Below are 14,037 nucleotides of genomic sequence, written 5' to 3'. Positions count from 1 at the left end.
AACGTCTATTGGTTCTTTTCAAGGGCTTCTCGCTGAGGCTTTGGAAGTCATTCTTTTGCCTCAGCGCTTGGCGCTCATATATAGTACCACATTCAAGAGGCTTTGGCAAGTGTTTTTTACAAGTTTTTTCGTTTTTCTTGTCATTTGTATACAACGGACAGTTTTTCTCCCCGTCATCTCCTCATTTTTGACAGGTATCTTCCTTATTATAAATATAGGGCTCCAGGCACGCTTTTGCAGCGCACCGGAGCCCTTATTCCGCCCTTAGAAATAGCACTTGATCTGGAAACGATCTTCCTCGTCCTTTTTCTTTTCCACCACGATCCGCTCATGGTTGAAATCAAAGTGGACCGGCGTGCACAGCTCGGTATTGCGGGTCAGGCGGAGAAGCTCCTGCACCCGTTTTTTCTCCTCTGGCACATAGAACAAGTAGCTGACGCCCTCTTTTTTGGCGCGGCCCGTGCGTCCAATCCGGTGAGTGTAGTGCTCGTTATCGCCGGGGACGTCATAGTTGATGACCGCATCCACGTCCGAAACATCAATGCCGCGGGCGGCCACATCGGTGGCGACCAGGATGGCCAGTTTGCCGTCCCGGAAGTTCTGCATGATCTGGTTCCGTTCTTTCTGGGAGAGGTCGCCATGCAGGCAGTCCACTGAGAAGCCCAGACGGGCCAGCTGATTGGCCAGCGTGGCCGTGTTGAACTTGGTATCGCAGAAGACCATGACACGCTTGTAGCCCTCGCCAATGATGATCTGGGCCAGGTCAGAGAGCTTGTTGCGGCCGGAGGTCTCCAGCATGTACTGCGTGATTTTGGGCTGGCTCTCCTCTTTGGGCTGGACAGTGATTTCCTCGGCGTTGTTCTGGTACAGCCAGCCGATGTCCATGACCTCGCGGCTGATGGTGGCCGAGAACATGGAGAGGGATTTGCGGTTCTTCATCATCTCGATGATATGCCGGACATCCTTGTAAAAGCCCATGTTCAGCATCTCATCGGCCTCATCGAGGACGATCTGCGTCACATGGCTCAGGTCAATGTTGTGGTGCTTGTAATGGTCCATGAGGCGGCCCGGGGTCGCCACGACGATCTGGCAGCCCTCTGCCAGGCGCTTTGCCTGTTTTTCCATGTTCGCGCCGCCGTAGACGCAGGCCACTTCCACTTCCGGCATAAAATAGGTCAGCGCGGTGAGCTCCTCTGCGATCTGCTGGGCCAGCTCCCGGGTAGGAGCCATGATAACAGCCTGCGGGGCCTTGAGGGCGGCATCAATATGCTCTGCCACCGGGATGCCAAAGGCGCAGGTCTTGCCCGTGCCGGTGGGTGCTTTGGCGATGACATCGCGGCCTGCCAGCATGACAGGGATGGTCTTTTCCTGGATCTCGGTCATCTCCGCAAAGCCCATCCGCTCCACGGCCTTGTGGATGGCCTCACTGCACTGTAATTCGCTGTACTGCATAGGTTTTGATTACTCCGTTCTGTTTTGGATTCTGTTATCATCAGTATATCATGAAAAGCGCCGCTTGTCAGCAAAAAAGAGCCGCCTCCCGCCAAATGCGGAAAAGCAGCTCTCTCATGCTCGGATGCTGGTAGATCAGGCAGTCTCCTCGACGCTCTTGGCAGCCTTGCCCACTTCAAGCTTCTGCTTGAAACGGCCGCTGGCCTTGAAACCGGGGATGGAGGTGGACTCCAAACGGCTGGACACCTTCGTCTTGGGGTTGGTGTAAGCCTTCGGCTTGCGGGGACGCATCTCAAAACGGCCAAAACCGGCAATGGTCACTTTCTCGTCTGCACGCAGGCAGTCGGCGATCTGATCAAACAAAGCGTCCATCGTGGTCTCGACCTGAGCTTCCGTAAAGCCGGTCTTGCGTGCCACGGTCTCAATCATCTGGGAACGAGTCATGTATCAATATCCTCCTGGAACGTCCAAAAGTAACGTCTTTTGGCAAATTTTGCGTTGTTGAGTATAACAAATGCGGGCCCTCTTTACGAGAGATTGCGCACAAAAGGTGTCTTTTTGCGCACGGCCCGCATTTGTACAGTTTGAATTGTGTAAATTCCTGCTTAATTTTTATGATACAGCGTTGCAATATCCACCAGCGGGATGTTCTTCATGCTGTGGTCGCTGCGCAGGCAGTCGACCAGAGCGTTGGCGGTATCCACGGCAGTGACGCAGGGGATGCTCAGCTCCACGGCCTTGCGGCGCAGGCGGACAGAATCGCGCTTGGGGTCGCGGCCCTTGGCGCTGGTGGAGAACACATAGTCCACCAGGCCGCTCTGCAGCAGGTCCACGATGTTGGGGGCCTCGCCGGACATATTGCGCACCTCGTTGCAGGGCACCATGTGCTTGTTGAGCCATGCGCAGGTGCCGGAGGTGCCATAGAGCTTGTAGCCCATGCTCTTGAGCTTCCAGGCGATATCCACAAACTCAGGCTTATCGCTGTCTTTCACCGTGAAGATGCAGCAGGAAGCCGGGCCGGGGGTCTTAAAGGTATAGCCCGCGCCAATGAGGCCCTTGAGCAGGGCATCGTGGTAGTTGGGGGCAATGCCCAGCACCTCGCCCGTGGACTTCATCTCAGGGCCAAACTGGGTGTCCACGCCGTGCAGTTTCTCAAAACTGAACACAGGTACCTTGACGGCCACATAGGGCGCGTTGGGGTGCAGGCCGGTACCGTAGCCCATATCGGTCAGCTTCTCGCCCAGGCAGCAGCGGACAGCCAGATCGACCATGGGCACGCCGGTGACCTTGGAGATGTACGGAACGGTACGGGAGGAACGGGGGTTGACCTCGATGACGTAGACCTTGCCGTTGGACACCGCATACTGGACGTTGACCAGACCCGTGACATGCAGCTCACGGGCAAAGCGGCCAGTGTAGTCCACCATGGTGTCGATCTCGGCCTGGGTCAGGTGCTGTGCCGGGTAGACACAGATGGAGTCGCCGGAGTGGACGCCCGTGCGCTCCACCTGCTCCATGATGCCCGGGATCAGGAAGTTTTCGCCATCGCAGATGGCGTCCACTTCGCACTCGGTGCCCAGAATGTACTTATCCAGCAGGACCGGGTGGTCCATGTCCACATGCTCGGTGATGACGCCCATGTACTCAATGACATCCGCCTTGGTGTAGGCCACGATCATGTTCTGGCCACCCAGGACGTAGGAGGGGCGCATCAGCACCGGCAGGCCGATCTCATCGGCAGCGGCCAGCGCCTCGTCCAGATTGAAAACGGTGCGGCCCGGGGCACGGGGGATCTTGCAGCGCTCCAGCAGCTCGTCAAAGCGTTCGCGGTCCTCGGCCTCGTCGATGGCGTCCGCCGGGGTGCCCAGAATGGGCAGGCCGATCTCGTCCATATGCTTGGCCAGCTTGATGGCCGTCTGGCCGCCGAACTGGACCACGCAGGCATCCGGCTTTTCGGTGGCAATGATGTTGTCCACGCTCTCCGGGTTCAGCGGATCGAAATACAGGCGGTCGCCGGTATCAAAGTCGGTGGAGACCGTCTCGGGGTTATTGTTGACCAGGATGGCCTCACAGCCGTGCTTTTTCAGCGTCCAGACGCAGTGGACCGAGCAGTAGTCAAACTCGATGCCCTGACCAATGCGGATGGGGCCGGAACCAAAGACCAGCACTTTCTTCTTTTTGGGCTCGCCATTTGCAGCGGCCTTGGCCTCTTTTTCGGCAATGAACTCAGCGGCTTCGTTGTCGCCGTCATACGTCGAGTAGAAGTAGGGGGTGTTGGCGGAGAACTCTGCCGCGCAGGTATCCACCATCTTGAAGCCGGCGCGGTAATTCTCCACGGGCAGGGCGTCCACCTCGGCCAGGCGCTTGATGGTCTTGTCCTGGAAGCCGTACTTCTTGGCCTCTTTATACTGCGCCTCAGACAGGGTGCCGTGGCACTTCTTCAGGCCGTTTTCGAGGTTGGCCAGATGCTGCATCTTGTCCAGGAACCACCAGTCGATCTTTGTAATGTTGTAGATGGTCTGATGGTCAATGCCGCGCTTGAGGGCCTCGTAGACGCAGAAGACGCGCTCTGCATCCTGCACATGCATATGGGCCACGATCTCGTCGTCGTCCAGCTCCTCAAAGGGCTTGTGGGTCAAAGTGTCCATGCCCAGCTCAATGGAGGAGACCGCTTTCATCATGGCAGCCTCAAAGCTGTTGCCGATGCTCATGACCTCGCCGGTAGCCATCATCTGGGTGCCCAGGGACTTATCGGCGTAAACGAACTTATCAAAGGGCCACTTCGGGTATTTGACCACGATGTAGTCCAGAGCCGGCTCAAAGCAGGCGCAGGTCTTGCCGGTAACATCGTTGGTGATCTCGTCCAGCGTGTAGCCAATGGCGATCTTGGTGGCCACCTTGGCGATGGGATAGCCTGTGGCCTTGGAAGCCAGTGCGGAAGAGCGGGACACACGGGGGTTGACCTCGATGACGGCATAATCAAAGCTGTCGGGCTTCAGGGCAAACTGGCAGTTGCAGCCGCCCTCAATGCCCAGCTCGGTGATGATATCCAGAGCAGCGGTGCGCAGCATCTGATACTCGTGGTCGCTCAGGGTCTGGGAGGGTGCCACGACGACGGAGTCGCCGGTGTGGATGCCCACGGGGTCCAGGTTCTCCATGTTGCAGACGGTGATGACATTGCCCTTGTGGTCACGCATCACCTCATACTCGATCTCTTTCCAGCCCGCAATGCACTTTTCCACAAGGATCTGGTGGATGGGCGACAGACGCAGGCCGTTGGTGCCGATCTCGATCAGCTTCTTGCGGGTCTCGCAGATGCCGCCGCCGGTGCCGCCCATGGTAAAGGCCGGACGGACGATGACCGGGTAACCGATGCGGTCGGCGCAGGCCAGGGCATCCTCCAGCGTCTCGACGACTTCGGAGGGGATGATGGGCTGGTGCAGCTTCTCCATGGTCTCCTTGAAGAGCTCACGGTCCTCGGCGCGGTCAATGGTCTCAGGCTTGCAGGCCAGCAGACGGATGCCCGTGCGGTCCAGGTAGCCGGAGCGGGCCAGCTCCATGGAGAGGTTCAGGCCCATCTGGCCGCCCAGATTGGGCAGCACGGAGTCCGGCTTTTCAAGATCGAGGATGCGCTCCACGACTTCGAGGGTCATGGGCTCAATGTAAACATGGTCGGCCACATCGGGGTCGGTCATGATGGTAGCGGGGTTGGAGTTGAGCAGGACCGTTTCAATGCCCTCTGCTTTCAGCGCGCGGCACGCCTGCGTACCGGAGTAATCGAACTCAGCGGCCTGACCGATGATGATGGGGCCGGAGCCGATGACCAGTACCTTTTTGATTCTGGGGTCCTTAGGCATTTCAGCGTGCCTCCTTTGCTGCTTTGACGTTGTTCAGGAAGCGGTCGAACAGGAATTCGGTGTCCTTGGGGCCGCCGTTTGCTTCCGGGTGGAACTGGACGGTAAAGCAGTTCCACTTCTTGTACTTGATGCCCTCGCAGGTGCCGTCGTTGGCGTTCACCTGGGCCACCTCGCCCATCTCGGCGGGCAGCTCCTCGCCCACGACTGCATAGCCGTGGTTCTGGCTGGTGATAAAGGTGCGGCCGGACTCAAAATCCGTCACAGGCTGGTTGGCACCGCGATGGCCGTATTTCAGCTTCATGGTCTTGGCACCAGCGGCCAGCGCGCTGAGCTGGTGGCCCAGGCAGATGCCGAACGTCGGGATGCCCAGCTCAAAAATATGCTTCAGGTTCTCAATGACCTCCACGGGCTCGGCAGGGTCGCCGGGGCCATTGGAGAGCATGATGCCGTCCGGGTTCAGGGCCTTGACCTGCTCGGCCGTGGCAAAAGCGGGCATCACCGTCACCTTGCAGCCACGCTTGACCAGGCAGCGGACGATGTTCCGCTTGCAGCCGTAGTGCATCAGCACAATGTGGGTCTCACCCTTTTCGTTGTAGACCTCGGGCTCTGCACAGGTCACGCTCTTGACGGCGTCGGTGACAGCATAGGCGCGGATGGTCTCCAAGAGCTTGTCCGTCTCCGCCTGATTGGCAGGGTCGGCAGGGTCAAAGGTCGTCAGGATGGCACCGTTCATCACGCCGCTCTCCCGGATGACGCGGGTCAGGTGGCGGGTGTCGATGCCCTCGATGCCGATGGTATTGTTTTTCTTCAAAAAGCTGTCCAGCGTTTCCTCACAGCGCCAGTTGGAGGGCGTCTTGCAGGCTTCGCGAACAATATAGCCCTTGGCCCAGACACGGTCGGACTCCATATCATCCTTGTTCATGCCGTAGTTGCCAATCAGGGGGTAAGTCTGGGTGATGATCTGGCCATAGTAGCTGGGGTCGGTCAGCGTTTCCTCAAAGCCCACCATACCGGTAGCAAAAACGACCTCGCCCACGGTGACGCCCTCAGCGCCCACCGACTGCCCGGCAAAGACCATGCCGTTTGCCAAAAGAAGATATGCGTTCATAGAGGTACTCCTTTGTGCTTACAGGGTCTGCTTGGCTTCCTGCTTCATCTTGCGGCTGCCCAGGTGCACCAGGGGCAGCTTGCCCTCCTTGCAGATGGGGCACTCTTCGGGTGCATAGTTGGGCAGGTCCAGCTTGAGGGCGCTTGCCACGATGGGGATGGGAGACGGGGCCTCCGCCTTGGTGCGGTCCACCACGCAGGTAATGCCCACGCAGATGCCGCCGTTCTCCTCGATGACACGCTTGGTCTCCAGAGAGGAGATGCCGGTGGTGACCACGTCCTCGGCGATGAGGCACTTCTCACCCGGGTGGATGGCAAAGCGCTTCAGGGTCATCACATTGTCCACGCGCTCGGTAAAGATGGCGCGCTTGCCGGTCTGGCGGGCCAGCTCATAGGCATAGACGATACCGCCCATGGCAGGTCCCACGATGACGTCCACGTCCATCTCCTTGATCTTTTCCGCCACAGCCTTCATCGCCTCGGCGCAGCGGTCAGGGTACTGCTGCAGGTAAGCCATCTGGCAGTACGCACTGGAATGGCGGCCGGAGGAGAGCAGGAAATGGCCCTCCAGGAACGCGTCACAGCTCTTCAAGATCTCAATTGCTTCACTCATTGTACTTCTCCCTCTCTGTTTGTTCCATGTGTTGTATTCTACGGTATTGTACCACGCTTTTGGTTGAAACGCAAATTTATTCATCTTTTATTTTGTCAAGATGCATATTTGCAATTCGTATGCGTGTAATTGGTGTTTTATTCAGCGTTGCGGGCGCAGCCGCGGATCTCCTCCAGCGTCTTCACGCCATGGGCATCCATCCAGGCGGCCATCTCTTCCGCAATGGTCTCCATGGCGCGGGGGTTGGCAAAGTTTGCTGCACCCACCTGCACCGCCGTGGCACCTGCCATGATGAATTCCAGCGCGTCTCTGCCCGTGGCAATGCCGCCCAGGCCGACGACGGGGATGTTCACAGCCCCCACCGCCTGCCAGACCATCCGCAAAGCGATGGGGCGCACCGCCGGGCCGGACAAGCCCGCAAAGATGTTGTTGAAGACAGGCTTGCGCTTTTCCAGATCAATGGCGCAGGCCTGGAACGTATTGGTCAGGCTGATGGCGTCGGCACCGGCGGCCTCCACAGCCTTGCACATCTCGGGGATGTTCTCGGCCTGGGGGCTCAGTTTGACCATCAGGGGCTTTTTGCAGGCGTCACGAACCATCCGCACCACCTCACCGGCAGCCTCGGCCTTGACGCCGTAGGCCATGCCGCCCACCTTGACGTTGGGGCAGGAGATGTTCAGCTCCACGATGTCCACGCCGCTCTCGCTCAGCATGGCCGCGCCCTCGACGTACTCTTCCTCACTGTGGCCGCCCAGGTTGGCGATGGCCACCGTGCCGTATTTCTGCTTGAGCTCCAGCATCTCGTTCAGCTCCACATCAATGAAGTGCTGGACGCCGGGGTTCTGCAGACCGATGCTGTTGATGAGGCCGGAGGGGGTCTCCCACAGCCGCTCGCCCTTGTTGCCGTACTGGCCGTGCAGGGTCAGGCCCTTGCCCGAGATGCCGCCGATCTTGCTAAAATCCGCCAGCTCCTCGTACTCCACGCCGTAGCCCACGGTGCCGGAAGCACCGATGATGGGGCTGTTCATGCTGAACCCCAGCAGGTTCGTTTTCAGGTCTGCCATCAGAACACCTCCGTTGCATCAAACACCGGGCCGTTTTTGCACACGCTCTTGCCCTCGCCGCTCTTGGTCTCGCAGGTGCAGCCCAGGCAGGCCCCGATGCCGCAGGCCATCTTTTTCTCCAGGCTCACAAAGCAGGGGGTGTGTTTCTCGGCGCAGAGGCGGGCGGCGTTCTTCATCATGACCGTGGGGCCGCAGACCAGCACCGCGTCATAATCCGCCGGGTCATACAGCTGGGTCACAAAGCCATGGAAGCCCACAGCGCCCGTGTCGGTCGAGACTTTGACGAGGTTTGCAATGGAGCGGTACTCCTCCATGCAGTAGGGCTTGTCCCGGAAGCCGAAAAACACATCCGGTTTGCAGCCCGCCGCCGCCAGCTCCCGCGCCACCTGATACATGGGCGCGGTGCCGATGCCGCCGCCCACGACGGCGAATTTTTTGTAAGTTTTGGTCAGGCTTTCCACATCAAAGCCGTTGCCCATGGGGCCGGTCAGCTGGAAGCTGTCGCCCTCTTTCAGGGCTGCCAGCTTGTGGGTACCCTCACCGATGACCTGATACAGGAACTCCACCGTCTGGGTCTCGGGCTCCCACTTGTGGACGCTGATGGGCCGGGAGAGGAACGGGGCCTCGTCGGCACCCCAGGCCCGCAGGGTGAAGAACTGGCCCGCATGGGGCGCATGGTCGCGGTCCGGCCAGAGGACACGGAGCAGACGGATGTCGTCCGCGATCACCTCATGGCGCAGGACAGTGGCCTCACAGCAGGCTGCACGCATGGGCAATGGCCTCCTTCATGTTCACGCACTCATTGTAAGCAGCCTCGTCAAAGGCAGTGCCGGGCTGCTTCTTGTAGGCCAGCAGGATGCCGCGGCTGGAGTTGACCACGCCGCCGTTGCCCTTGGTCAGGTACTGGGCAATGTCCTCGGCCTTGCCGCCCTGCGCGCCGTAACCGGGGATGAGGAAGAAGCTGTCCTGATACTTGGCGCGGATCTCGGTGGCCTCCTCAATGTGGGTGCCGCCGATGACCAGACCGATGGAGGAGTAGCCATGCTCGCCCATGTAGTCCTTGCCCAGAGCGTTCAGCTTGTCACCCACCAGGTCATAAACGTGACGGCCATCGGCCAGCTTCTCGTACTCAAAGTCCTTGGCACCGCCGTTGGAGGTGCGGCAGAGCACGAACATGCCCTTACCCTGCTTCTCCGCGTAGGGCAGGTAGGGGCTGATGGAGTCCAGACCCATATAGGGAGCCAGCGTGACGAAGTCGGCCTCAAAATCACCGGTAAAGTGGCCCATCGCGTACATTTCAGCGGTCTTGGCAATGTCGCCGCGCTTGATATCAGCGATGACGGGCACGCCTGCCTCACGGACGGCTTTCAGGGTGTCGGCGTAGGCTTTCAGGCCCTCCAGACCCAGAGACTCATAGTATGCGATCTGCACCTTGTAGCAGCCTGCTACCGCCTTGGTGGCGTCGATGAGCTTTTTGTTGAAGCGGACGATGTTCTCGCCCTTGGACAGGGTGCTATCCACAAAATCAGCGGGCAGGTAGCTGAAATCGGTATCCAGACCCACGCAGACCGGGCCCCGGGCCTCTACTGCCTCGTACAGCTTATCCATGTTCGTCATAATTGGTTCCTCCATACTCTCTTATATATAAATGAATCTACTAAACCGGGTCACTCCGCCTGATAGGTCAGCTTTCCGCCCTTGACGGTGGCGTACACCTTGCCGTACAGCTCGGCTCCATCAAACGGGGTGTTGTGGGATTTGGAGTGCAGCTTGTCCTTGTCCACCGTATAGGGGTGCTCCAGATCCACCAGCACAAAGTCGCCGTCGTAGCCCGGCTCCAGCTGACCCTTGGCCAGGCCCAGAATTTCTGCCGGGCGGGTGCTCATCAGGTGGACCAGCAGCTCCAGCGGCAGGCCCTCCTCTTTGCAGAGCTTGGTATAGCAGACGCCGAACGCCGTCTCGCTGCCCACCATACCGGCCATGCCTTTCAGCTTGTCCTCCTCGGAGTGGGGCGCGTGATCGGTGGAAATGGCGTCCACCACACCGGCCCGGATGGCGTCCACCAGTGCCTGCACATCGTCCGCCGTCCGGATGGGCGGGTTGACGCGGTAATCGCAGACATCGTTGGTGAACCACAGGTGGTGGGGCGTCACCTCGCAGGTAACGGGAGCGCCGTGCAGCTTTGCCATCTGGATGGCCTCGATGGCGCCCCGGGTGGAAACGTGGCACATGTGGAGCTTGGTCTGGTAATACTCGCTCAGCCAGCAGTTGCGGACGGTCTCCAGATCCTCGGCCAGGCGGTAGTCCCAGGGGCTGATCTCCATATCCTCGGCGTGGCTCATCACCGTGATGTCCCGCTGGGTGCAGATGGCGAATGCCCGGGCCATCGTGGCGTTGTCCTGCACGCCGTGGCCGTCCTCGGTGATGAACTTCACGCTGGCGGGCAGGGTCTTGAGGTGGTCCAGCGTCTTGCCGTCAAAGTCCTTGGTGATGGAGACGGTCTGGTTCACGTCGCACAGACCGATTTCGGCGGCTTTCTGTTCCACCATCTCAGCCTGTGCCGCCGAGGAGCAGACGGGCTTGGTGTTGGGCATCAGGTTCACGAACGTGTAACCGCCTGCCGCAGCCGCCCGGCTGCCGGTCCCGATGTCCTCTTTGTACTCAAAGCCCGGGGTGCGCCAGTGACAGTGCAGATCTACAAAGGCGGGCAGCACCGTCAGGCCGCCTGCATCGAGGACGGTCTCGCCCTCACCGGCCAGCGCGCTCAGATCCTGGCCGACGGCAGCGATCTTGCCGTCCCGAATGTAGATTTCGAGGGGGTACCCCTCGGTGTTCACAGCATTGATGAGCAGCATCTCAATTTACCTCCCTGTTTCGGTTTCAATGGGCGGACTGCCCGCGGACGGGCAAAAAAAAGAACTTTTCCACAATGGAAAAGTTCAAAATGCGAAAAAAGGAAACAACGAACCCACAGCAAAAACGGCTGCAAACTGCTTTTTCAGTTTTGCGCGCATCATTTTAGCCTGCATCGTGTTTTCTCCTTTTCAGTTTGCGATTTATTTCGATATATTTTATCATAGAAACGCAAAATGTGTCAATGCTTCTGCGCTTTTTTCCTGTAAAAAGGTTTGCCGCTCATTGCCCGGATTTTTAGCTACTCTACCGAAAATCCACCACGCTCCCCCGCCGGGCAGGCAAACCGCAAAAAATCCGGTCTAATTCCTACCGTTTCACTGTACATTAAAGTTCACCTGTGCTATTATAAAGGAGCACAAAAGAGAGGGCCGCCAAGAGACGGGCGGCGTTGCATTGGGAACATTGTATATAAAGGAGGGCTCTTCCATGAGCTTATTGGAGGACGCACGCAACATCCAGCGCAAAGATCCCGCCGCGCGCAACGTGCTGGAGGTCATTCTGCTCTACCCCGGTTTCCATATTCTGGTGTATCACCGGGTAGCACACTGGCTGTATGAGCACAAGCACTTTTTCCTGGCCCGGTGGGTCAGCCAGCATGGCCGCCACAAAACGGGCATCGAGATCCACCCTGGTGCCAAGATCGGCAAGTGCCTGTTCATCGACCACGGTATGGGCATCGTCTTTGGCGAGACCACCGAGATCGGCGACAACTGCACCATCTACCACGGTGTGACTCTGGGCGGCACCGGCAAGGACACCGGCAAGCGTCACCCCACCCTGGGCAACAACGTCCTCATCGGCGCGGGCACCAAGGTGCTGGGCCCCGTCTTCATCGGCGATAACGCCCGTGTGGGTGCCGGCAGCGTGGTGCTGCACAACCTGCCCGCCAACTGCACCGCCGTGGGCGTCCCCGCCGAGGTGGTCCGCATCAACAACAAGGCCATCGTCCCCTCGGACGACCTCGACCAGCAGGACCTGCCCGATGTCACCGCCCAGCGCCTCACCGAGCTGGACCGCCGCATCAGCGCCATCGAGCGCGCCGCCCAGGGCGACATTCCCCCTACCGCCGAGCAGCTGGCCAAACGCCGGAAGAATTGACCCTTATTTTAAGATGCAAAAAGCAGGTACGTCTGAGTTTCCTCAAACGTACCTGCTTTTGTTGTTTCCGCTTATTTACAGCCTGTGGTGCACAGCTCTTTTACTTTTTGAGCCGCAGTCTGCACCAGCTGGCTGACGGGCCCCTCCGGCACGCCGACCACGAAGTTCTCGCAGTGGTTCACCGGGATGAGCACCCGCTTGGCGTCCGCCTGGCAGATGGCCGCCGCCATGGCGGGAGTGATCTCGCCCAGCAGGGCATCTGCAATGACGATACCGATGGGCCCCACGATGATGTCCGCGCGGCGGGCGTTGACCACCACGGCATTCTCGCCGGTAGCCGCCCGGGCGGCACCCGCCTTGAGCATGGCCGAAGCGGCCATACTGTTGGTGCCCACGGCGGTCAGTTCCACCTCCGGGCAGAGGGCCGTGATGGCCGTCACCAGCTGACGGCCCAGCCCGCCGCCCTGTCCATCAATGACCAGCACCCGCATGGCTTAGAAGTCGATCTCTTCCAGCCGCAGCAGGGCCAGAATGTAGATCTTCAGGGCCTCCAGCAGCTTGTCGATGGGAGCGGACTCGTTGGCACCGTGCATCGGGCCGCCGAACTCGGGGATGGGCAGCTCCGCGTGCTCCGGGCCAAAGCTGACGGCATAGGGGAAGTGGCGTGCATAGGTGCCGCCGCCCATGGTAAACGGGGTGGCGTGGTCGCCCGTCACCTCATTGTAGGTGTCGATGCAGGCCTTGATGGCGGGGGTGTCCGCCTCGATGTAGAACGGCTTGTTCACGCCGATGTCGGTCAGCTCGGCACCGCTGCCAATGGCGGCCTTGATCTGCTTCTCGATGGTCTCGCCGTCGGTGCAGGTGGGGAAACGGCTGTCCAGCGTCTGGACGATGCGGCCATTCTCCATATAAATACGCCCGCCAATGATGGTCAGGGGGCCAAAGGGGCCGTCGGCGCACTGGATGCCCAGGCCCTCACCGGCCGTGGAGCTGTGCAGCTTCTGGATGGCTTTCAGGTACTCGCGCTCGGCGTCGTTGCAGAGGTTATTGTCCAGCAGGTAGTTGACCACCAGCCCAATGGCGTTCACGGTACCCTCCGGCATGGCGGCGTGGCCGCTCTTGCCCCAGCCGCGGATACGGACGCCGTTGCCCTCCGGCTCCAGCGTGATGTTGGGGGCATTGCTCAGTTTGGTGATATCGGTCTCCACCAGAGCGCTGGCACGGTCCGGCACCGCGTTGTTGGCGACACCGCCCACAAACTCCTTGATCTCGCCATTGCACACCGGGCTGACCAGCTTGCCGTTGAACTGGCCTTTCTCACCGTTGCAGACGGGGAACTCCGCGTCCGGGGTAAAGCAGAAGACGGGAGCTTTGTAGTGCTCCAGATAGTAGTCCACATCGCGCATGTGGGTCTCTTCGTTGTCGCCGACGAGGGCGCGGATGGGATAGCGCAGGGAGACGCCCTCCTCCTTGAGGAACTTCAGGGCATACAGGGTCGCCACCATGGGGCCCTTATCGTCTGCCACGCCGCGGCCGATCATGTAGTTGTCCTTGATCTGCATGGTAAAGGGGTCTGCCGTCCAGCCATTGCCCTCAGGCACCACGTCCACATGGCAGATGGTTGCCAGATACTTTTCCGGGTCCGCGCCCGCCAGCTCGGCATAGCCGATGTGATTTTCACAGTTGCGGGTGGCAAAGCCCATGCCTGCCGCCAGCTCCAGGGTCTTATCCAGGGCTGCACGGGGGCCCACGCCGTAGGGAGCGCCCTCCGCGGGCTCCCCCTCCACGCTGTTGATGGCAACGAGGGCTGCAATGTCCTGCAAGATCTGTTCTTTGTTCGCCGCAATAAACGCGTCGATCTTCTGGTTCAATGCCTGATCCATGTTGGTTCGTCCTTTCTTTGTCGTAAGCGACACATCGTACTCATTCT

Annotated in this window: 13 protein-coding genes; 2 read left to right on the top strand and 11 right to left on the bottom strand. The window is 59.6% G+C overall.

Annotation, left to right across the window (positions count from 1 at the left end):
• Positions 1–264: 264 nt before the first annotated feature.
• The 9 genes from C4N22_RS12470 to C4N22_RS12430 form a co-directional block, all read right to left on the bottom strand.
• Positions 265–1,452: a DEAD/DEAH box helicase gene (locus C4N22_RS12470; RefSeq protein ID WP_022256526.1), complete on the bottom strand. Its 1,188-nt coding sequence runs from the start codon at positions 1,450–1,452 to the stop codon at positions 265–267.
• 135 nt (positions 1,453–1,587) lie between these two features.
• Positions 1,588–1,896: an HU family DNA-binding protein gene (locus tag C4N22_RS12465; RefSeq protein WP_112115892.1), complete on the bottom strand. Its 309-nt coding sequence runs from the start codon at positions 1,894–1,896 to the stop codon at positions 1,588–1,590.
• A gap of 161 nt (positions 1,897–2,057) precedes the next feature.
• Positions 2,058–5,309 carry a carbamoyl-phosphate synthase large subunit gene (gene carB, locus C4N22_RS12460; RefSeq protein WP_112115893.1) on the bottom strand — a complete coding sequence of 1,084 codons (3,252 nt, stop codon included), beginning with the start codon at positions 5,307–5,309 and terminating at the stop codon, positions 2,058–2,060.
• A gap of 1 nt (position 5,310) precedes the next feature.
• On the bottom strand, positions 5,311–6,417 hold the full coding sequence (locus tag C4N22_RS12455; RefSeq protein WP_112115894.1) for a carbamoyl phosphate synthase small subunit: 1,107 nt from the start codon (positions 6,415–6,417) through the stop codon (positions 5,311–5,313).
• 18 nt (positions 6,418–6,435) lie between these two features.
• Positions 6,436–7,029 carry an orotate phosphoribosyltransferase gene (gene pyrE, locus C4N22_RS12450; RefSeq protein ID WP_022257791.1) on the bottom strand — a complete coding sequence of 198 codons (594 nt, stop codon included), beginning with the start codon at positions 7,027–7,029 and terminating at the stop codon, positions 6,436–6,438.
• A gap of 137 nt (positions 7,030–7,166) precedes the next feature.
• The gene (locus C4N22_RS12445; RefSeq protein ID WP_112149186.1) at positions 7,167–8,093 is read right to left on the bottom strand and encodes a dihydroorotate dehydrogenase; all 927 of its coding nucleotides are present in this window, start codon (positions 8,091–8,093) and stop codon (positions 7,167–7,169) included.
• Complete coding sequence (locus C4N22_RS12440) at positions 8,093–8,863, bottom strand: dihydroorotate dehydrogenase electron transfer subunit (RefSeq protein WP_112115895.1); 771 nt, start codon at positions 8,861–8,863, stop codon at positions 8,093–8,095. Before C4N22_RS12440 ends, C4N22_RS12445 begins: the two co-directional genes overlap by 1 nt.
• Complete coding sequence (gene pyrF, locus C4N22_RS12435; RefSeq protein WP_112115896.1) at positions 8,844–9,710, bottom strand: orotidine-5'-phosphate decarboxylase; 867 nt, start codon at positions 9,708–9,710, stop codon at positions 8,844–8,846. The genes C4N22_RS12440 and pyrF overlap by 20 nt, the downstream gene beginning before the upstream one ends.
• A 50-nt stretch (positions 9,711–9,760) precedes the next feature.
• Complete coding sequence (locus C4N22_RS12430) at positions 9,761–10,948, bottom strand: dihydroorotase (RefSeq protein ID WP_112149185.1); 1,188 nt, start codon at positions 10,946–10,948, stop codon at positions 9,761–9,763.
• Between C4N22_RS12430 and C4N22_RS12805 the strand changes: the two genes are divergently transcribed.
• Both C4N22_RS12805 and epsC read left to right on the top strand, forming a co-directional pair.
• Positions 10,923–11,312 (top strand): hypothetical protein, encoded by a 390-nt coding sequence (locus tag C4N22_RS12805; RefSeq protein ID WP_146746531.1) that lies wholly within the window; start codon positions 10,923–10,925, stop codon positions 11,310–11,312. The two genes, C4N22_RS12430 and C4N22_RS12805, sit on opposite strands and share 26 nt — an antisense overlap.
• 123 nt (positions 11,313–11,435) lie before the next feature.
• Positions 11,436–12,107, top strand: a complete 672-nt coding sequence (gene epsC, locus C4N22_RS12425; protein WP_112149184.1) for a serine O-acetyltransferase EpsC — start codon at positions 11,436–11,438, stop codon at positions 12,105–12,107.
• Between the two features lie 71 nt (positions 12,108–12,178).
• On the opposite strand, the gene C4N22_RS12420 is transcribed toward epsC, so the two are convergent.
• Together C4N22_RS12420 and C4N22_RS12415 are read right to left on the bottom strand one after the other, a co-directional pair.
• Positions 12,179–12,598 carry a DUF3842 family protein gene (locus tag C4N22_RS12420; protein WP_022257798.1) on the bottom strand — a complete coding sequence of 140 codons (420 nt, stop codon included), beginning with the start codon at positions 12,596–12,598 and terminating at the stop codon, positions 12,179–12,181.
• 3 nt (positions 12,599–12,601) lie between these two features.
• Positions 12,602–13,990: a Sapep family Mn(2+)-dependent dipeptidase gene (locus C4N22_RS12415; RefSeq protein ID WP_112115898.1), complete on the bottom strand. Its 1,389-nt coding sequence runs from the start codon at positions 13,988–13,990 to the stop codon at positions 12,602–12,604.
• Positions 13,991–14,037: the final 47 nt, after the last annotated feature.

Origin of the sequence: Faecalibacterium prausnitzii (assembly GCF_003287495.1) — a bacterium.
GTDB lineage: Bacteria > Bacillota > Clostridia > Oscillospirales > Ruminococcaceae > Faecalibacterium > Faecalibacterium prausnitzii_I.
The sequence above is the reverse complement of the archived record's forward strand: the minus strand, read 5'-3'. Positions and strand labels throughout refer to the sequence as shown.